Origin of the sequence: Pantoea sp. DY-17 (genome assembly GCF_019795975.1) — a bacterium.
GTDB classification, from domain to species: domain Bacteria; phylum Pseudomonadota; class Gammaproteobacteria; order Enterobacterales; family Enterobacteriaceae; genus Pantoea; species Pantoea leporis.
In genome coordinates, this window is record NZ_JAIMIG010000001.1 from 2006008 (window position 1) to 2024670 (window position 18663).

17 protein-coding genes and 6 tRNA genes are annotated in these 18663 nt (G+C 53.6%); 16 read left to right on the top strand and 7 right to left on the bottom strand.

The features are described from left to right. Positions 1-148: 148 nt before the first annotated feature. The 3 genes from K5Y33_RS09395 to K5Y33_RS09405 are packed head-to-tail and all read left to right on the top strand — an operon-like array spanning position 149 to position 3442. The gene (locus tag K5Y33_RS09395; RefSeq protein WP_222233762.1) at positions 149-1237 is read left to right on the top strand and encodes an LLM class flavin-dependent oxidoreductase; all 1089 of its coding nucleotides are present in this window, start codon (positions 149-151) and stop codon (positions 1235-1237) included. Between the two features lie 5 nt (positions 1238-1242). Then, complete coding sequence (locus tag K5Y33_RS09400) at positions 1243-1833, top strand: cysteine dioxygenase (RefSeq protein WP_222233763.1); 591 nt, start codon at positions 1243-1245, stop codon at positions 1831-1833. Then, entirely contained in the window at positions 1826-3442 is a 1617-nt protein-coding gene (locus tag K5Y33_RS09405) for a rhodanese homology domain-containing protein (protein ID WP_222233764.1), read from the top strand. Before K5Y33_RS09400 ends, K5Y33_RS09405 begins: the two co-directional genes overlap by 8 nt. Positions 3443-3567: 125 nt before the next feature. Here K5Y33_RS09405 and K5Y33_RS09410 read toward each other — a convergent pair. Together K5Y33_RS09410 and K5Y33_RS09415 are read right to left on the bottom strand one after the other, a co-directional pair. Continuing rightward, positions 3568-3643, bottom strand: a tRNA-Ala gene (locus tag K5Y33_RS09410). A 42-nt stretch (positions 3644-3685) separates the two neighbouring features. After that, a tRNA-Ala gene (locus tag K5Y33_RS09415) sits at positions 3686-3761 on the bottom strand. Positions 3762-4123: 362 nt separating this feature from the next. Between K5Y33_RS09415 and K5Y33_RS09420 the strand changes: the two genes are divergently transcribed. Beyond that, the gene (locus tag K5Y33_RS09420) at positions 4124-4912 is read left to right on the top strand and encodes a formate/nitrite transporter family protein (RefSeq protein ID WP_222233765.1); all 789 of its coding nucleotides are present in this window, start codon (positions 4124-4126) and stop codon (positions 4910-4912) included. Positions 4913-5023: 111 nt separating this feature from the next. Further along, positions 5024-5377, top strand: a complete 354-nt coding sequence (locus K5Y33_RS09425; protein WP_110866524.1) for a YfeC-like transcriptional regulator — start codon at positions 5024-5026, stop codon at positions 5375-5377. A gap of 35 nt (positions 5378-5412) precedes the next feature. On the opposite strand, the gene gltX is transcribed toward K5Y33_RS09425, so the two are convergent. Beyond that, positions 5413-6834, bottom strand: coding sequence for a glutamate--tRNA ligase (gene gltX / locus K5Y33_RS09430; RefSeq protein WP_101763585.1), 1422 nt, complete (start codon positions 6832-6834; stop codon positions 5413-5415). A gap of 273 nt (positions 6835-7107) precedes the next feature. Here gltX and K5Y33_RS09435 point away from each other — a divergent pair. From K5Y33_RS09435 to K5Y33_RS09455, 5 genes are all read left to right on the top strand, one after another. Next, positions 7108-7183, top strand: a tRNA-Val gene (locus tag K5Y33_RS09435). Between the two features lie 49 nt (positions 7184-7232). Further along, positions 7233-7308: transfer RNA gene (locus K5Y33_RS09440), tRNA-Val, on the top strand. Positions 7309-7349: 41 nt separating this feature from the next. Further along, positions 7350-7425: transfer RNA gene (locus K5Y33_RS09445), tRNA-Val, on the top strand. 4 nt (positions 7426-7429) lie between these two features. Continuing rightward, a tRNA-Lys gene (locus K5Y33_RS09450) sits at positions 7430-7505 on the top strand. A gap of 161 nt (positions 7506-7666) precedes the next feature. Beyond that, on the top strand, positions 7667-7996 hold the full coding sequence (locus tag K5Y33_RS09455; RefSeq protein ID WP_101763584.1) for a FlxA-like family protein: 330 nt from the start codon (positions 7667-7669) through the stop codon (positions 7994-7996). Here the strand turns inward: K5Y33_RS09455 and K5Y33_RS09460 are convergent. Continuing rightward, on the bottom strand, positions 7993-8913 hold the full coding sequence (locus tag K5Y33_RS09460; protein ID WP_101763583.1) for a LysR family transcriptional regulator: 921 nt from the start codon (positions 8911-8913) through the stop codon (positions 7993-7995). The genes K5Y33_RS09455 and K5Y33_RS09460 overlap by 4 nt on opposite strands. Positions 8914-9015: 102 nt before the next feature. Here K5Y33_RS09460 and K5Y33_RS09465 point away from each other — a divergent pair, with 102 nt between their 5' ends. Further along, positions 9016-10017, top strand: coding sequence for a bile acid:sodium symporter family protein (locus tag K5Y33_RS09465; RefSeq protein ID WP_222233766.1), 1002 nt, complete (start codon positions 9016-9018; stop codon positions 10015-10017). A gap of 31 nt (positions 10018-10048) precedes the next feature. Here K5Y33_RS09465 and K5Y33_RS09470 read toward each other — a convergent pair whose 3' ends face one another. From K5Y33_RS09470 to zipA, 3 genes are all read right to left on the bottom strand, one after another. After that, on the bottom strand, positions 10049-10267 hold the full coding sequence (locus tag K5Y33_RS09470; RefSeq protein WP_101763581.1) for a DUF3820 family protein: 219 nt from the start codon (positions 10265-10267) through the stop codon (positions 10049-10051). Between the two features lies 1 nt (position 10268). Next, on the bottom strand, positions 10269-12287 hold the full coding sequence (gene ligA, locus K5Y33_RS09475) for an NAD-dependent DNA ligase LigA (RefSeq protein WP_222233767.1): 2019 nt from the start codon (positions 12285-12287) through the stop codon (positions 10269-10271). A 68-nt stretch (positions 12288-12355) separates the two neighbouring features. Continuing rightward, a complete protein-coding gene (gene zipA / locus K5Y33_RS09480; RefSeq protein WP_222233768.1) occupies positions 12356-13333 on the bottom strand; it encodes a cell division protein ZipA in 978 nt (325 codons plus the stop codon). Positions 13334-13550: 217 nt separating this feature from the next. Between zipA and cysZ the strand changes: the two genes are divergently transcribed. The 5 genes from cysZ to crr all read left to right on the top strand — a co-directional run bounded on the left by cysZ (position 13551) and on the right by crr (position 18497). After that, positions 13551-14309 carry a sulfate transporter CysZ gene (gene cysZ / locus K5Y33_RS09485; protein ID WP_101763578.1) on the top strand — a complete coding sequence of 253 codons (759 nt, stop codon included), beginning with the start codon at positions 13551-13553 and terminating at the stop codon, positions 14307-14309. Positions 14310-14449: 140 nt separating this feature from the next. Then, positions 14450-15421: a cysteine synthase A gene (gene cysK / locus K5Y33_RS09490; RefSeq protein WP_222233769.1), complete on the top strand. Its 972-nt coding sequence runs from the start codon at positions 14450-14452 to the stop codon at positions 15419-15421. A 388-nt stretch (positions 15422-15809) separates the two neighbouring features. Further along, positions 15810-16067: a phosphocarrier protein Hpr gene (gene ptsH, locus K5Y33_RS09495; protein WP_101763576.1), complete on the top strand. Its 258-nt coding sequence runs from the start codon at positions 15810-15812 to the stop codon at positions 16065-16067. 157 nt (positions 16068-16224) lie between these two features. Beyond that, positions 16225-17952 (top strand): phosphoenolpyruvate-protein phosphotransferase PtsI, encoded by a 1728-nt coding sequence (gene ptsI / locus K5Y33_RS09500; protein ID WP_110866519.1) that lies wholly within the window; start codon positions 16225-16227, stop codon positions 17950-17952. Positions 17953-17993: 41 nt separating this feature from the next. Beyond that, positions 17994-18497 carry a PTS glucose transporter subunit IIA gene (gene crr / locus K5Y33_RS09505; protein ID WP_008107804.1) on the top strand — a complete coding sequence of 168 codons (504 nt, stop codon included), beginning with the start codon at positions 17994-17996 and terminating at the stop codon, positions 18495-18497. Positions 18498-18663: the final 166 nt, after the last annotated feature.

An 18663-nucleotide genomic window follows, 5' to 3' on the forward strand; every position in this document is an offset into this window, starting at 1 on the left:
CCATCGGTTCTAATCCGCGTCGCTTCCGCTTTTCCCCCGCTATCACCCGCTTCACTGTTAAATGCAAAACCTTTGCACAATATTGAATTTCCGTTCACACCGCCTGCGCCCGTAGTTTTTCTCCATGACGTCACTTCAGGAGAACCGCATGAGCATTCAATTCCTTGGCATGATTGGCCACCGCCTCGCTTCCGAAATCATTCCGGCTAGCGGCCCGCTATTCGATAAAGAGTACATTGCGCGTTTTGCGCGGGCGCACGAAGACGCCGGTTTTGATCGCATTCTGGTGGGCTATTGGTCGGATCAGCCGGATGGTTTTCTGGTCACCGCGCACGCGGCGGCGCACACCTCGACGCTGAAATTTTTGCTGGCGCATCGTCCCGGCTTTGTCTCGCCGACGCTGGCGGCGCGCAAACTGGCTTCGCTTGATCACCTCACCGACGGTCGCTTAGCGGTGCACATCATCAGCGGCGGCAGCGATGCCGAGCAGCGCCGCGACGGTGACTTCCTCAATAAAGCCGAGCGCTATGCGCGTAGCGATGAGTTCCTCACCGTATTGAAGCAGAGTCTCGAATCCGCGCAGCCGTACGATCATCAAGGCCGGTTTTATCAGGCCGAGCAGGCGTTCTCAGCCATCAAACCGCTGCAGAATAAACTGCCCATCTATTTTGGCGGATCGTCGCAGGAGGCGATTGATGTTGCAGCACGCCATGCCGATGTGTTTGCGCTGTGGGGCGAGCCGCTGAAAGGCGCGGAAGAGACGGTACGCAACGTGCGTGTCGCTGCCGCCAGACAGGGCCGCGAAATTAACTTCAACATCTCGTTCCGGCCGATTCTTGGTACAACTGAAAAAGAAGCCTGGGAACGTGCGGAGCACATCCGCGCCACGGCCGAAAAACAGCTTAACGAAAGTGGCTTTGCCTTTGGTAAGGCGAAGCCGCAGAGCGTTGGCGCGCAGCGTTTACTCGCCGCCGCCAATGAAGGCGATCGTCTGGATAAAGTGCTGTGGACCGGCGTCGCAAAGCTGGTTCAGGGCGGCTACAACTCCACTGCGCTGGTGGGAACGCCGGAGCAAGTTTCTGATGCACTGCTGGAATATTATCGCCTTGGCATTCATAGCGTGCTGATTCGCGGCTTCGATCCGCTTAACGATGCGGTGGAATATGGTCGCGAGCTGATTCCGCTGACGCGCGAGAAAGTCGATGCGCTCTCAGCCGCCGAGAAAAGGAGCGCCTGAAGCTTATGAGGCAGTATCAGCACCAGCGCCTGCGTGATTTTGTCGCCAATCTTGCCAACTTGCTGGATGCGCAGCCGGAGGAGGCCACGGTGTTGCAACGTGGCAGCGCGTGGCTTGGCGAGTTGATTCGCCACGACGACTGGCTGGACGACGCCTTTACCCAACCTCATCCCGAACACTATCAACAATATTTGTTGTATGCCGATGCGCAGCAGCGCTTTTCGGTGGTGAGTTTCGTCTGGGGGCCAGGCCAGCAAACGCCGATTCACGACCATCGCGTATGGGGACTGATTGGCATGCTGCGCGGCGCAGAGATTTCACAATCCTGGCAGCCGGGGCCAAACGGATTGCAGCCGGAAGGCGCGCCAGTCCGACTCGATCCCGGCAGCGTTGAAGCGGTGTCGCCGACGGTAGGCGATATTCATCGCGTCAGCAACGCCTATGACGACCGCGTCTCCATCAGCATTCACGTTTATGGCGCCAACATTGGCGCGGTCAAACGCGCGGTCTACCGCGAAGACGGCAGTGAAAAAACGTTTATCTCCGGTTACAGCAACCGTTACTTACCGAACATTTGGGACCTTTCACATGACTAACCCGGTTTTCCCTTTACGCCAGGCGGCGGAAATTATTGAGGCCCTGCGTCAGCAGCAGGAAGTGGCGATTGTCGATGTGCGCGATGAAGCGCTGTTTGCCACCGCGCATCCGTTGTTTGCCGTGAATATTCCACTGTCAAAACTGGAGCTTGAGCTGCTGGACCGCATTCCGCAGCGCACCACCGCGATCACGCTGTATGACGGTAACGAAGGCCTGGCGCAAACCGCTGCCGAACGGATTGCCGCGCTGGGTTACAGCAATGTCGCGCTGCTGGCAGATGATTTGGCCGGCTGGCAAGCGGCGGGCGGCGAACTGTTTATCGACGTGAATTCACCCAGCAAAGCGTTTGGCGAACTGGTTGAGCATCACAATCACACACCTTCTTTATCTGCGGACGAGGTGCATCAGCTGATTAACAGCGATGCTAACGTGGTGGTGCTCGATGCGCGTCGTTTCGATGAATATCAAACCATGAGTATTCCAGGCGCCACCAGTGTGCCGGGCGGTGAACTGGTGCTGCGCGTACGTGACATCGCGCCATCGCCGGAGACCACGGTGATAGTGAACTGCGCCGGCCGCACGCGCAGTATCATTGGTACGCAATCGCTGGTGAACGCCGGGATTCGCAATCCGGTGTTCGCACTGCGTAATGGTACCATCGGCTGGACGCTGGCCGGGCATGCGCTGGATAAAGGCCAGTCGCGCCGCTACGGCGAGGCCAGCGAAACCGCACAGCATCAGGCGGCGAACAATGCGCGCATCATCGCCGATCGCGCCGGTGTGGAACGTATCCCACTCGCCACGCTGAAACGCTGGCAGCAGGAGACGCGCACCACTTATCTGTTTGATGTGCGTGATGCCGACGAATACGCCGCCGGGCATCTGCCTGGTAGCCGCCATGTGCCGGGAGGTCAACTGGTGCAGGAGACCGATCATTACGCCAGCGTGCGCGGTGCGCGCATTGTGCTAATTGATGATGACGGCGTGCGTGCCAATATGACCGCATCCTGGCTGGCGCAGCTTGGCTGGCAGGTTTCGGTGCTGGAGGAGCTGCAGGCCAGTGATTTCAGTGAACGCGGTAACTGGAAAGCGCAGGTGCCGCCCGTCGCTCAACCCGAATTCATCTCACCGCAGCAGTTAGCGGAATGGTTGCAGGAAGGACAAACGCAGGTACTGGATTTCACCACGCGCGCGAACCATCTCAACAGCCATATTCCGGGCGCGGCCTGGTTGCTGCGCTCTACCCTGCAGCAGCAAGGCAAAGCATTGTTGCCGGAGGCACGTCGCTATGTTCTGACCTGCGGCAGCAGCCTGCTAGCGGGTTTTGCGGTGCAACAAGTGGCTGAGCTGACCGGCAAGCCGGTGTTTGTGCTGGAGGGCGGTAACGCTGCCTGGCGCGAAGCGGGTTTGCCAACGGAGCAGGGAGAGCAGCAACTGTTGTCCCCGGCCATTGATCGCTATCGCCGCCCATATGAAGGCACCGATATTGAAGCGGGCGTGATGCAGGCGTATCTGGACTGGGAATACGGTTTAGTGGCGCAGCTGGATCGCGATGGCACGCACGGTTTCCGGGTGCTGCAATTGCAGCCGCAGGCTGTTACGGCCTGATGATAATTTGCGTGGTGAGTGATGAGGTCGCCAAAATGGCGGCCCTTCAAACGACAAAATCGCAATTTATTGCGTTGCGTTTAAGAAGGTGATTTTTTTGAATGTGTTCAGAAAGAACAGAGATTTGGTGGAGATAAGCGGGATCGAACCGCTGACCTCTTGCATGCCATGCAAGCGCTCTCCCAGCTGAGCTATACCCCCACATCTGGAAATCATTTTTCGGTCAAACCGTTGGGAGCGGTTTGGTGGAGATAAGCGGGATCGAACCGCTGACCTCTTGCATGCCATGCAAGCGCTCTCCCAGCTGAGCTATACCCCCGAACCGAAAAACTGCCGAGTAAACTCGACGGACGGGATAATATGAAACCGCCCCTTGAGTGTCAACGTCAAATTCTCGTTCTGTGTTTGATCGCTGAAAAAGGCGTCAACCCCGCGTCAGCATGGTTTTTTTTTCAACACGCCATCCCGCTGCGCGACTATTTATATGCAACCTCCGGCAATGCTTCCCCACTCCAACCTCAACCCAGCGTTAACTTTAGGTTAAAGATGTTAGAAGCAGTCTTGTTTTCGTTAAAAGTGCGTGTAAAACTTAGCGCGCTAATTAACCGGTCATCCTACCAGGGTGTTCTCTCAATGACCGGCCAGCAACGTCCCCATTAATCCATAAAAGAAAAGTGAACTATGTCGCTGCATACACCTAAAGAGATCGCCCAACTGGCGATTCAAGCTGGCGTGGCTAAAAGCCGCCTGCCTATCTCAACCTTGTTGATTCTTGGCTTTATGGCCGGTGCGTTTATCGCCACTGGCTTCCTGCTCGATCTGCATGTCATTAACCAACTGCCTGCTGAATGGGGTTCATTCGGCGTGCTACTCGGCGCTGCGGTGTTCCCGGTCGGGTTGATCATGACGGTACTGGCGGGCGGTGAGCTGCTGACCGGCAATATGATGACGATGCCCATCGCCTGGTTCGCTCGTCGCATCAGTGGCTTCAGCGTTTTGCGTAACTGGTTTTGGGTTACCCTCGCCAATTTCATTGGCAGCGTTGCGGTTGCATGGTTCTTTGGTCACATGCTGGGCATGACCGAAGGCGATTACCTGAAAAAAACCGTGGCGATTGCGCACGCAAAAGTGAATGCCGATTTCCTGCATGCCTTTATTTCCGGCGTGGGCTGCAACTGGCTGGTGTGTCTGGCGGTATGGCTCGCCTTCGCCAGTAAAGATGTAGTAGGTAAAATCTTCGGTATGTGGTTCCCGGTGATGGCGTTCGTGGCGATTGGCTTCCAGCACGTCGTCGCAAACATGTTTATTGTTCCGGCGGCAATTTTTGCCGGCCAGATGAGCTGGGCGGAATTTGCGCCAAACGTGATCGCGGTGTTCCTCGGTAACGGCGTGGGCGGTGCAGTTTTTGTTGGCCTCACCTATTTCATCGCTTTCCGTCCGGAACAACCCGCAGTGAGCCAGGCGCAATAACCGAATTTTGCCTTTTGTTGGAGAGCAGAAGGCATTTTCTGTTCAGGTTACTTTTCCCCGTTACGTTTTGTTGTAATATGTAGAACTAATGTATTTAACAGGGACAGCATCGTGAAAAAGGAATGGCTTACCCCCGAGGAGCTCGCGCAGGAAACGGGCTACAGTCGGCAAACGGTGAATAAATGGATCAAGCGTGAAAACTGGACAACCACGCCAAAGCCCGGTGTTCAGGGCGGTAAAGCGCGATTGATCCATATAGATGAGCGCGTAAAGAGCTTTGTTCAATCCACCCGCCACGCGAACGAACCGGCGGCTAATTACGGTGCACAACAAAATACGTTACCTGCGTTATTAATAAATTCTGTCCAGCAAATGACGGCAGCGGAGCAAGAGCAATTTGCGGCGTTGTTGTTGCGGGAGGGAATTCGAGGCGTACTGGAACGTCTGGGGATTCAGGAAGAATAAATAAGCCGGAAGCAGATGCTTCCGGCTTTTTCACATTATGCGTTTGCTTCGCGCTCCGCGATGAATGCCAGCGCTTTTTCGATTCGCGCAACGCTGCGGCTGCGACCAATCGCTTCCACCGTCACATCCAGCGCCGGTGACTGACCAGAACCGGTCACCGCTACACGCAGTGGCATACCGACTTTGCCCATCCCCAGCTCCAGCTCATCTGCCGCAGACTGAATTGCATGATGCACATTCTCTGCGTTCCAGTTGCTGTCGCTGATTGCAGCCAGTTTGTCGCGCACCACTTCCAGCGGCTGACGCGCGACCGGACGCAGATGCTTCTTCGCCGCGTCAGCATCAAAGGCTTCAAACTCTTCATAGAAGTAACGGCAAGATGCCGCAATCTCTACCAGGGTTTTGCAACGCTCGCCCAGTAAGGTAACCAGCTTTGCCAACTCCGGACCGGTGCGGGTATCAATCTTCTGCTGCTCAATATGCCATTGCAGCTGCGTAGCAACGTACTCCGGCGGCAGCGTATTAATGTAGTGATGATTTAGCCACTGCAGTTTTTCAGTATTGAAAGCACTGGCCGACTTACTCACGGCATCCAGAGTGAACAGCTCTGCCATTTCCGGCACGCTGAAAATCTCCTGATCGCCATGTGACCAGCCAAGACGTACCAGATAGTTGAGCAGCGCTTCCGGCAAATAACCGTCATCACGATACTGCATCACGCCAACAGCGCCATGACGTTTGGACAACTTCTTACTGTCATCGCCGAGGATCATTGATACGTGCGCGTAAGTTGGCACTTCTGCACCGATCGCTTTCAGGATATTGATCTGGCGTGGCGTGTTGTTGATATGGTCTTCACCACGAATCACGTGAGTGATGCCCATATCCCAGTCATCCACCACCACACAGAAGTTATAGGTGGGTGAACCGTCGGTACGACGAATGATCAGGTCATCCAGTTCCTGATTACTGAATTCAATCGGACCACGAATCTGATCGTCAAAGATGACAGAACCGTCCTGCGGGTTGCGGAAGCGCACCACGCACGGCTCATCAGCGGCGTGATGTTCATGGCTGTCGCGGCAGCGACCGTCATAACGCGGTTTTTCGCCTTTTTCCATCTGCTCTTCACGCAGCGCATCGAGACGTTCTTTGCTGCAGTAGCATTTATAGGCCGTGCCCGCTTCCAGCATGTCGTCGATCACCGCGTTGTAGCGATCAAAACGCTTGGTCTGATAATACGGACCTTCATCCCAGTTAAGGCTCAGCCAGTTCATACCATCCATGATGGCTTCAATGGCTTCCGGTGTGGAACGCTCCAGATCGGTATCTTCGATACGCAGAACGAATTCGCCTTTGTTATGGCGAGCATAAAGCCAGGAGTAAAGAGCAGTACGAGCACCGCCTACGTGCAGATAGCCCGTTGGGCTGGGTGCGAAGCGAGTTTTGATTTTCATTCAGCATTGCCTTAAATGCGCAGGTTTCATTGTCTGGATGACAAAAAAACGGGTTAACGCGAAAAAACAGTGCGCACATTCTAGCAGGTGAGGCTGATTCCTCAATGATTGTCGCGGTGGCATCCCGGTTTGCTGTGCGCTTTTCTGCTAATAAAACCAGCACATTGGCGAAAAGCGCCCCACGATGATTATTTTTAAAGCGAACGCACATTTAAGTTTTAAAAACCGTTGACTCACTTTGAAGGATCCCTATAATGCGACTCCACACAGCGGGGGTGATTAGCTCAGTTGGTAGAGCATCTCCCTTACAAGGAGGGGGTCGGCGGTTCGAGCCCGTCATCACCCACCACTCTTTAGAAGGTTTAAAGATGGCCCGCAGTGAACAAGAGATAAGATATGGGTGATTAGCTCAGTTGGTAGAGCATCTCCCTTACAAGGAGGGGGTCGGCGGTTCGAGCCCGTCATCACCCACCATATCTTAGTCAGATGACACTCTTGTTAAGCAGTACCGAAGTGGGTGATTAGCTCAGTTGGTAGAGCATCTCCCTTACAAGGAGGGGGTCGGCGGTTCGAGCCCGTCATCACCCACCACTTCGGGTCGTTAGCTCAGTTGGTAGAGCAGTTGACTTTTAATCAATTGGTCGCAGGTTCGAATCCTGCACGACCCACCAATGTAGAAAGGCGCCCTAAAGGCGCCTTTTTGCTATGCGTTAAATCTGTGGTTAATGCGCTAAATCCCAACGAACCCTTTTCGCAAGTTTAACATTCCCTGCCCTCAAGCCACCTTATACTCTGACCGATAACGATAATGGTCTATTGCAAGGAGAAAACCATGTCTATATCCAGCGTAGGTAGTGTCAGCACCGCAAGTAGCGGCGGCGGTTCTACCTCAGAAATCGCCAGCCTCTATAAACAGATTCAATCCATCACTAAGCAGCTGAAAGATCTTTCCAGCGACGATACGCTCACCGATGAGCAAAAGTCTGAACAGGAGCAGATGCTGCAATCACAGATTCAAATGATTGAAGCGCAAATCGCGCAAATTGAGCAGCAGCAAGCTGAGAAAGCGCAACAGAAACAGGAAGCACAGCAACCTGCGGCCACCAAAGCTGATGGTATTAACCGCCCAACTGATACCAATCAAATCAACGTGTACGTTTAAAACGCCGGCTTTAGCATGCGTTGTTGCGTCAGCAGGGCTGCCTGCTGGCGCACTTCCTGCCAGATCGCTTCTGCGGCGGGTGTCAGCGAGCGGTTTTTGCGCTTTATCAGCATCAGGCTGCGATTAATTTCCGGATAAAGACGCCGCACCGTGAGTTTGCGTCCTGACGGCAACGGCAAGGCCAGCGCAGGCAGAATGCTGATGCCAATTCCCGCTTCCACCATCGGATAAAGCGTAGCGGGATGACCGATTTCCTGCACCACATGCACACTCAACGCCAGCTGTTGCAGCGCGGCATCAACTAACACGCGACTGCCGGAAGCATAATCCTGTAGCACCATATTGCGTCCGGCCAGCATCGACCATTGCGCCTGTTCAATTTGCGCCAGCTCGTCATCTTCATGACACAGCAGTAAAAAAGGCTCCTGCAGAATCTCTTCGCTGTCGAAATCAGTGTCGTTGAGCGGGCCAATTACAATGCCAAAATCAACCTCCGCATTGCGTACGCTTTGCAGCACCCATTGCTGTACGCGGTCATGCAGGATGACGCGGATATCCGGATAGCGCTGCTGGCTGCTGGCCAGGCACTGCGGCATCAGATGGGCAGAAGGCGTTTGGCTGGCGGCAACACGCACCGTGCCGCTGCGCTGTTCGCCATAGCTGCGCACATCCAACACGGTGGTATTGAGGTCGTCCAGCAGACGATTAAGCCGTGTGGCCAGCTGCTGCCCCGCCTCGGTCAGCATTACTTCCCGCGTAGTGCGATCGAGTAAGCGCACGCCCATTTCCGCTTCCAGCTCTTTAATGCTATGGCTGACCGCCGACTGACTTAAACCAATCGCTTGGCCGGCCAGACTGAAGCTGCCGTGATGCGCCACCGCGACAAAGGTACGCAACTGACGTAAGGTGTAATTCATCGATATCGCTCATAGATTGATGCAATAAATCAATTTTATTTCTAAACCCAGCAGGCGCACAATCAGCACCATCATTTTTCTAAATTTAACCGGATTTTAACAATGGGATTTTTACGCCTCGATCCGATGATGATTAAACTCATCATTACCGTGCTGCTGGCCAGCTTTATTCCTGCCAAAGGCGTCTTTGTCGATATCTTCGAATATCTGACCACCGCCGCCATCGCCCTGCTGTTCTTTATGCATGGCGCCAAACTGTCGCGCGAGAAGATCATTGCCGGCAGCAGCCACTGGCGTTTGCACTTGTGGATTATGTGCAGCACCTTTGTGATTTTCCCGATTATTGGTTTGCTGATTGTCTGGTGGCATCCGGTTAACGTCAGCCCGGAGATTTACACCGGCTTTATCTATCTGTGTATTCTGCCAGCGACCGTGCAATCCTCAATCGCCTTCACCTCAATGGCGGGCGGCAACGTCGCCGCTGCGGTCTGTGCGGCTTCAGCCTCCAGCCTGCTCGGCGTATTTGTCTCGCCGCTGCTGGTGAATTTGGTGATGAATGTGCATAGCGAAATGCCGGGCAACGGTCTGGAGCAGATTGGCAAAATTATGCTGCAACTGCTGGTGCCGTTTGTTTTAGGACATCTGTCGCGTCGCTGGATTGGCGCGTGGGTCGAGAAGCATCGCAGCCTGATTGGTAAAACCGACCAAACCTCGATTCTGCTGGTGGTTTACTCCGCCTTCAGCGAAGCGGTGGTGAACGGCATTTGGCATCGCGTGGGCGTGGATACCTTGCTGTGGATTCTGGTTGGCAGCGTGCTGGTGCTGTTTATCGCACTGGCGATTAACCTGGCGGCATCGCGCCTGTTTGGCTTCAGCCGTGCGGACGAGATTGTGGTGCTGTTCTGTGGCTCGAAAAAGAGTCTGGCGAACGGTGTCCCGATGGCCAACATCCTGTTCCCAGCCAGTTCCGTGGGGATAATCGTGCTGCCGCTGATGATTTTCCATCAGGTGCAGTTAATGGTGTGTTCTTTCATTGCCCAGCGCTATAAAGCCGGCAATGAAAAACAGCTGGCGCAGCAGCAAGTAGAAGCGCAGAAGTCCTAAATATTACGGCCCGCAAAAGCGGGCCGTTTTGTTATTCATTGCGCTTGAGCGGTTTGATTAAACCTTCCAGCCCTTCGATCTTGATGGTCAGCGTCAGCTGCATCAATTCGCCTAACTTACCGGCCGGGAATTCATCTTTGCGAGCGAACCACAGCAAATACTCCTCCGGCACATCAATCAGCGCTCTGCCCTTGTACTTGCCGAACGGCATCACGGTGTTGGCGATTTCAACCAGTTGCTGTTTATCCACGTTACGCTCCGAGCAGGCGAATCATTTCCGCTTCGTCGATCACCGAAATGCCGAGCTCCTGCGCTTTCGCCAGCTTGGAACCGGCCGCTTCACCCGCAATCAGCAAATCGGTTTTCTTCGACACGCTACCGCTCACTTTAGCGCCCAACGCTACCAGACGCTCTTTGGCATCATCGCGATTCATCTGCGACAGAGAGCCGGTCAGTACCACGGTTTTACCGGCAAATGGACTATCAATTTCTTCGACATTGACCACTTCAACCTGCGGCCAGTGCACGCCAATCTCTTCAGTAAGATCGCGAATAACGGCGCGGTTGCTCTCTTCATCCATAAAGTTACGCACATGCGTCGCTACCACTTTGCCGACATCCTGCACTTCAATCAGCGCATCGAGATCGGCGTTCATCACCTTTTCCAGCTCGCCAAAGTGATTGGCAAGGTTGGCGGCAGTGGCTTCGCCCACTTCGCGAATACCCAGCGCATAGAGGAAACGTGCCAGCGTGGTGGATTTGGCCTTTTCCAGCGCATCAACCACGTTCTGAGCCGATTTAGGGCCCATGCGATCGAGTCCGGTTAGCTTACCGGCAGTAAGGCGGAACAGATCGGCTGGCGTTAAGACGTACTCTTTCTCCACCAACTGATCGATGATCTTATCGCCCATGCCATCGACATCCATCGCACGACGCGAAACGAAGTGTTTAAGCGCTTCTTTACGCTGCGCGCCACAAATCAGGCCGCCGGTGCAGCGCGTCACGACTTCACCTTCCACGCGTTCAACGTCTGAACCGCACACCGGGCAATGACCTGGGAAGACGATTTCACGCGTCTCTGTCGGGCGCTCCGATTCCACCACGTTGACCACTTGCGGAATCACGTCACCAGCGCGGCGAATCACCACCTTGTCGCCAATGCGCAAACCCAGTCGGGCAATTTCATCGGCGTTGTGCAGCGTTGCATTACTTACCACAACGCCCGCAACCTGAACCGGCTCCAGACGCGCGACGGGCGTAATCGCGCCGGTGCGGCCCACCTGGAATTCGACATCGCGCACGAACGTCATCTGTTCCTGCGCCGGGAATTTAAAGGCCACAGCCCAGCGCGGCGCACGCGCCACAAAGCCGAGCTGCTCCTGCAGCGCCTGAGAATCGACCTTGATAACCACGCCATCGATATCGAAGCCAAGCGACGGGCGCTCCTGCTCAATCTGACGATAAAACGCCAGCACCTCATCAGCGCTGTGAGCCAGACGAATACGATCGGTGACTGGCAATCCCCACGCTTTAAACTGTTGCAGACGTTGCCAATGGCTGGCAGGCATTTCACCGCCTTCCAGCAGGCCAAAGCCGTAGCAGAAGAAGGTCAGTGGACGTTTAGCGGTGATGCGTGGATCGAGCTGGCGCAGTGAACCGGCGGCGGCGTTGCGTGGGTTAGCAAAGACTTTCGCGCCGGTGCGACGCGCTTCTTCATTCAGCTTTTCAAAACCGCTTTCGGTGATAAACACTTCGCCACGCACTTCAACGCGTGCGGGAATGTTATCGCCATGCAGACGCAGCGGAATGGCGTGAATTGTGCGCACATTCGCCGTGATGTTCTCGCCGGTGGTGCCATCTCCGCGTGTCGCCGCACGCACCAGCAGGCCATCTTCATACAGCAAGCTCACGGCTAGACCATCCAGTTTGAGCTCGCAGCAGTAAGTCAATTCGTCAGTGCTTTTAAGGCGATCCTGCACGCGTTTATTAAAGGCAAGGAAGCCCGCTTCATCAAAGGTGTTGTCCAGCGATAACATCGGCACTTCATGACGCACTTGCTCAAAAGTGGCCAGCGGTGCCGCGCCCACGCGTTGGGTGGGTGAATCAGGGGTAATCAAATCAGGATGTGCGCTTTCCAGCTCGCGCAGCTGAACCATCAATCGGTCATACTCTGCATCCGGAATTTCCGGCGTATCCATCACGTGGTAGAGATATTCGTGGTGACGTAACGTGGTGCGCAGCGCGGTGATCTGCTCCTGAACCGATTTCATAGTCTCTTATCCGATAAAAAACCCCCGACAGGCGGGGGTTATATTTGTTTTGACTCAGCTAGCGGCGATTAACCGATAACTTCGCGAATACGCGTTTTGTAGGTTTCCAGCTTCTGCGGCGTCATCATGCGACGCTCATCATCCAGCACCACGCCGCCTACATCATCAGCGATACGCTGCGCGGATTGCAGCATCAGCTTGAAGTTCTGATTCGCATCGCCGTACGACGGCACCATCATGAAGATCGAGACGCCAGGCGTAGAGAAATTCCCCATTTGATCCGGATCGAATGAACCCGGCTTCACCATGTTCGCCAGGCTAAACAGCACCGGACCGCTACCGGCTGGGCTGAGATGGCGATGGAAAATGTTCATTTCACCAAACTGGAATCCGGCTTGCAGGATGCCCTGCAACAGCGCTTCACCGTTCAGTTCGCCGCCCGCATGTGCAGCGACGTGCAGCACTAATACGGCCTCTTTTTTACTGCCAGGCGCAGCAGCCGCTGGCTGTGGCGCTTCTGGTTGATGTGCAACTGGCGCTTCAGGTTCGAATTCTGGCTCTTCTGCGGCGAGGAATTCAGGTGCAGGTTGAGTCGCGGAAAGCGGTTCGTTATCCAGCAAAGGATCGGCCTGAATCGGTAGTGGTGCAGGCGTTGCCGTTGGCTTCGCCACTGGCGCTTGCGGCGCAGCCGGCTTACGCACGTCTGGCTCGTCATCCAGCAGCGGATCGCCTAATAATGGGTCAGCCTGACGTGATGCCGGTTGACGTACAGGTTCAGGGGCACGCGGCGCGCTCGCTGGACGTGCAGTGAATTCAGGTTCTTCATCCGCATCACGATGACGACGTACACGGACTTCGCCGACGCCATCATCTTCTTCGCTCAGCTGATCTTCATCGGCTTCTTCGCGCTGTTTCAGACGTTTGTGCGGGCGATCACGAAACACGGAGGAGCGCTCTTTACGGCTGGTCCACAGTCCATGAAGTAGCAGCGCTATTATGGCGATCGCGCCAACAACGATTAATATCAGACGCAAATCCTGCATCATTGTATTCTCTGTTGTTCCAATACCTTGCCACCACGGCAAACTTTATCCTCTAACTGTATTTGCCCAGCTAAACAAGTGCAAGTCTGTGCAGTATTTTCTGACAAATTAGATAGCTGCCCCACGCTTTTTTGCTGTTTTTTCGCGCAAACACTGCCTGAAGCCGATAAAAAGCCAGGTTATGATGGTCGCGCCGCTATATTTAGGAGAAAGCCTCGCTATGCCCGCAGGAAATTCGGTCTCAACATTTAATGGTGTTCACTACTTCGCTGAAGGATGGAAACTGGTGCGCCTGCCCGGCATTCGTCGCTATGTCATCATGCCGCTACTGATCAACATCGTGCTACTTGGCGGTGCCTTTATCTGGTTGTTTCAGCGCTTGGGGCAGTGGATCCCGGCTTTAATGTCACATATCCCCGACTGGCTGCAGTGGCTGAGTTATCTGCTATGGCCGCTCTCAGTGATTTCGATTGTGTTGGTATTCAGTTACTTCTTTTCGACTCTGGCAAATCTGATTGCCGCGCCCTTCTGTGGCTTGCTCGCCGAGCAGCTTGAAGGGCGATTGACCGGAACGCCATTACCAGATAGCGGTTGGGTGGGCCTGATAAAAGACATACCGCGCATCATGAAGCGAGAGTTTCAGAAGCTCGGCTACTATTTGCCGCGTGCGCTTGGTTTGCTGTTGCTGCACTTTATCCCCGGCTTTGGACAAACGGTGGCGCCCGTTCTATGGTTTTTATTCAGTGCGTGGATGCTGTCCGTGCAGTATTGCGACTACCCATTTGATAACCACAAGGTGAGTTTCCAGCAGATGCGCCAGGCGTTGCGCCAGCACAAAAGCGCAAATATGCAATTTGGTGCGCTGGTTAGCCTGTTCACCATGATCCCGATTATCAATCTGGCGATTCTGCCGGTTGCGGTATGCGGTGCAACGGCCATGTGGGTGGATCGTTATCATGCACAACATGCGCGCCGCTAAAGCTTTAAATCGTCTTATGCATTTTTGCGTAAGGCTTATGGTTGTGCGCTATATAGATATGCGATTTCTTTCCTTCCGCACATCATTAGAAAAGGTATGCTCTGAGGGTTCCCAATATTTCATACAGTTAAGGACGAGCTATGAGTAAGATCTATGAAGACAACTCTCTGACAATTGGTCATACGCCGCTGGTTCGACTGAACCGCATCGGTAACGGCCGCATTCTGACTAAGGTCGAGTCGCGCAACCCGAGCTTCAGCATCAAATGCCGTATCGGTGCCAATATGATTTGGGACGCGGAAAAACGCGGTATTTTGAAGCCGGGCGTTGAGCTGGTTGAACCAACCAGCGGTAACACCGGTATTGCGCTGGCTTACGTCGCCGCAGCGCGCGGTTACAAGCTGACGCTAACCATGCCAGAAACCATGTCAATTGAGCGCCGCAAGCTGCTGAAAGCGCTGGGAGCTAACCTGGTGCTAACCGAAGGTCCTAAAGGCATGAAAGGTGCCATCGCGAAGGCGGAAGAGATTGTCGCCAGCGATCCGGACAAATATGTGCTGTTGCAGCAGTTCAGCAACCCAGCCAACCCGGAAATCCACGAAAAAACCACCGGTCCAGAAATTTGGGAAGACACCGACGGCGAAGTGGACGTGTTTATTGCGGGCGTGGGCACCGGCGGTACGCTGACAGGCGTGAGCCGCTACATCAAGAATACCAAAGGCAAGACCGAGTTGATTACCGTTGCCGTTGAGCCAACCGATTCACCGGTTATTGCTCAGGCACTGGCGGGTGAAGAGATCAAACCAGGCCCACATAAAATTCAGGGCATCGGTGCCGGCTTCATTCCAGGCAACCTTGATCTGGAATTGATCGACCGCGTAGTGGCGATCACCAATGAAGAAGCCATTAGCACCGCCCGTAAGCTGATGGAAGAAGAAGGTATTTTAGCAGGTATCTCTTCAGGTGCTGCCGTTGCTGCCGCGCTGAAGCTGCAAGAAGATGAAGCCTTCGCCAATAAGAACATCGTGGTGATTCTGCCCTCCTCCGGCGAACGTTATTTAAGTACCGCGCTGTTTGCCGATCTCTTCACTGAGAAAGAACTCCAGCAGTGATGCTGAAAGTCTGAAACTGACGAAAAAAGCACCCGAATGGGTGCTTTTTTGTGGTGCAGATCTCACTTTTATCACCCGACAGATTGCTTTCAGTGATGCGGCTCTGGTATTTAAGCTTCCAATTATTTCGGTGCCTGAAATTAATCCGCCTTTGAAGTGGATCAAGCTGAATCGATTTACTGATTTGGCGAAACGGCGAATCACGGCATAATGAGAAGAGTGACGCATTCGTGCAGTTTTTGATCTGTCACTGTTAATGACGTACTCATTCGAGCGCATTTTATGGTGAGCTTAAAGCCATACCAGCGCACCTACACAGGCTAAAGTTACGGCTCCAGGCTAGACTTTAGATCCATAACACCAAACCTGATAAAGTTGGGGAAATAGAATGTTCCAGCAAGAAGTTACCATTACCGCACCTAACGGCCTTCATACTCGTCCTGCAGCCCAGTTCGTCAAAGAAGCAAAGGCTTTTAAGTCAGAAATCAATGTGACCTCTAATGGCAAATCTGCCAGCGCGAAAAGCCTGTTTAAACTGCAGACTTTGGGTCTGACTCAAGGTACGGTTGTTACGCTGTCTGCTGAAGGTGAAGACGAGCAGCAAGCGGTTGAGCACCTGGTCAAGCTGATGGCTGAGCTGGAGTAACCGGCTCAGTTCGCAACTAAACCGACCCCTTTGCCCCATTGAGTGCAAATATCTTGATCGCGGACAATCTGTCCGCGTTATTGCATCTTTAGAGTACTGCTCCGCGACAGTGGCGACGCATCGGGTCAATGAGCCATCGTGATTAAAAGGTAGGGTTATGATTTCAGGCATTTTAGCATCACCGGGTATCGCTTTCGGCAACGCACTTTTGCTGAAGGAAGATGAGATCGTCATCAGCCGTAAAAAAATTACTGACGATCAGGTTGAGCAGGAAGTCCAGCGCTTCCTCGATGGACGCAGCAAAGCTGCTTCACAGCTCGAAGCCATTCGCATTAAAGCCGGTGAAACCTTCGGTGAAGAGAAAGCGGCGATCTTTGAAGGTCACATCATGCTGCTCGAAGACGAAGAGCTTGAGCAGGAAATCATCGACCTCATCAAGAAAGACCATGCTACCGCGGACGCCGCTGCTCACACCGTGATTGAAGGCCAGGCCGTTGCACTGGAAGAGCTGGATGACGAATACCTGAAAGAGCGTGCGGCTGACGTACGTGATATTGGTAAGCGTCTGCTGCAGAACATTCTCGGTCTGCACATTGTCGACCTGAGTGCGATTGCTGACGAATCTATTCTGGTGGCGAAAGATTTAACGCCGTCAGAAACCGCACAGCTGAACCTGAAAAAGGTGCTGGGCTTTATTACCGATCTGGGTGGGCGTACATCTCACACCTCGATCATGGCGCGTTCGCTTGAGCTGCCTGCGATTGTCGGCACCGGCAACGTGACTGCCACCGTGAAAAACGGTGATTTCCTGATCATTGATGGCGTGAACAACAAAATTTACGTCAATCCAACTGATGACGTGCAGGAAGAACTGAAAGCAATTCAGACTCAATATCTGTCTGAAAAGCATGAACTGGCGAAACTGAAAGATCTGCCAGCCATTACGCTGGACGGCCATCAGGTTGAAGTCTGCGCTAACATCGGTACCGTGCGTGATGTTGCCGGTGCTGAACGCAACGGTGCGGAAGGTGTTGGCCTGTATCGTACCGAGTTCCTGTTTATGGACCGTGATTCACTGCCAACCGAAGAAGAACAATTCCAGGCGTATAAAGCCGTGGCTGAAGCCGTGGGTTCGCAGGCGGTTATCGTGCGTACCATGGACATCGGCGGCGACAAAGATCTGCCTTACATGAACCTGCCGAAAGAAGACAACCCGTTCCTCGGCTGGCGCGCGATTCGTATCGCCATGGACCGTAAAGAGATTCTGCATGCGCAGCTGCGCGCGATTCTGCGTGCATCCTCATTCGGTAAACTGCGCATCATGTTCCCAATGATCATCTCAGTAGAAGAAGTTCGCATTCTGAAAGGCGAACTGGAGCTGTTGAAAGCGCAACTGCGTGAAGAAGGCAAATCCTTTGATGAGACCATCGAAGTCGGCATCATGGTTGAAACGCCAGCATCCGCAGTGATTGCTCGCCATCTGGCGAAAGAAGTCGACTTCTTTAGTATTGGGACAAATGACCTGACGCAGTATACTCTGGCGGTCGATCGTGGTAATGATTTGATTTCACACCTCTATAACCCAATGACGCCGTCTGTTCTTGGCCTCATTAAGCAAGTGATCGACGCATCACATGCCGAAGGGAAATGGACCGGCATGTGTGGTGAGCTGGCTGGTGATGAACGTGCTACACTACTGTTACTGGGAATGGGGCTGGACGAATTCAGCATGAGCGCCATTTCAATCCCAAGCATCAAGAAAATCATTCGTAATACTAATTTCGAAGATGCGAAGGCATTGGCGGAGCAGGCTCTGGATCAACCAACAGCGGATGATTTGATGAATTTGGTCAACAAGTTCATTAAAGAAAAAACGCTCTGCTGATCCACGGACGCTAGCCTCAAATTACTGCTTAGGAGAAGATCATGGGTTTGTTTTCTAAACTTTTTGGCGAAAAATCAGAGAGCGCGTCAGGCACTATTGATATCGTTGCGCCTCTGTCAGGCGAAATCGTAAATATCGAAGACGTACCTGATGTGGTATTCGCTGAGAAAATCGTGGGTGACGGTATCGCAATCAAACCAACCGGCAACAAAATGGTTGCACCGGTTGATGGTACTATCGGCAAGATTTTCGAAACTAACCACGCATTTTCAATCGAGTCTGATAACGGTATCGAACTGTTTGTTCACTTCGGTATCGACACGGTTGAGCTCAAAGGTGAAGGTTTCAAACGCATCGCTGAAGAAGGCCAGAAGGTTAAGAAAGGCGACGTGGTGATCGAGTTTGATCTGGCACTGCTGGAAGAGAAAGCGAAATCCACGCTGACGCCGGTTGTAATCTCGAACATGGACGAGATTAAAGACCTGATCAAACTCTCCGGTCAGGTAACTGTGGGCGAGACTCCGGTTATCCGCATTAAAAAGTAAGCTTCGGCTGATTCGTGAGAATTGCAAAACGGCACCCAAAGGGTGCCGTTTTTTGTTTCAGTCTGCCCTACTCTTGCATCTTTCAACGCGCACAATGCGGGAAGAGGTCGGGACGACGGGGCAGAGGAGTAAAGCGTCTCGCGCCAGGGAAGGCGCGAGCCGAGGC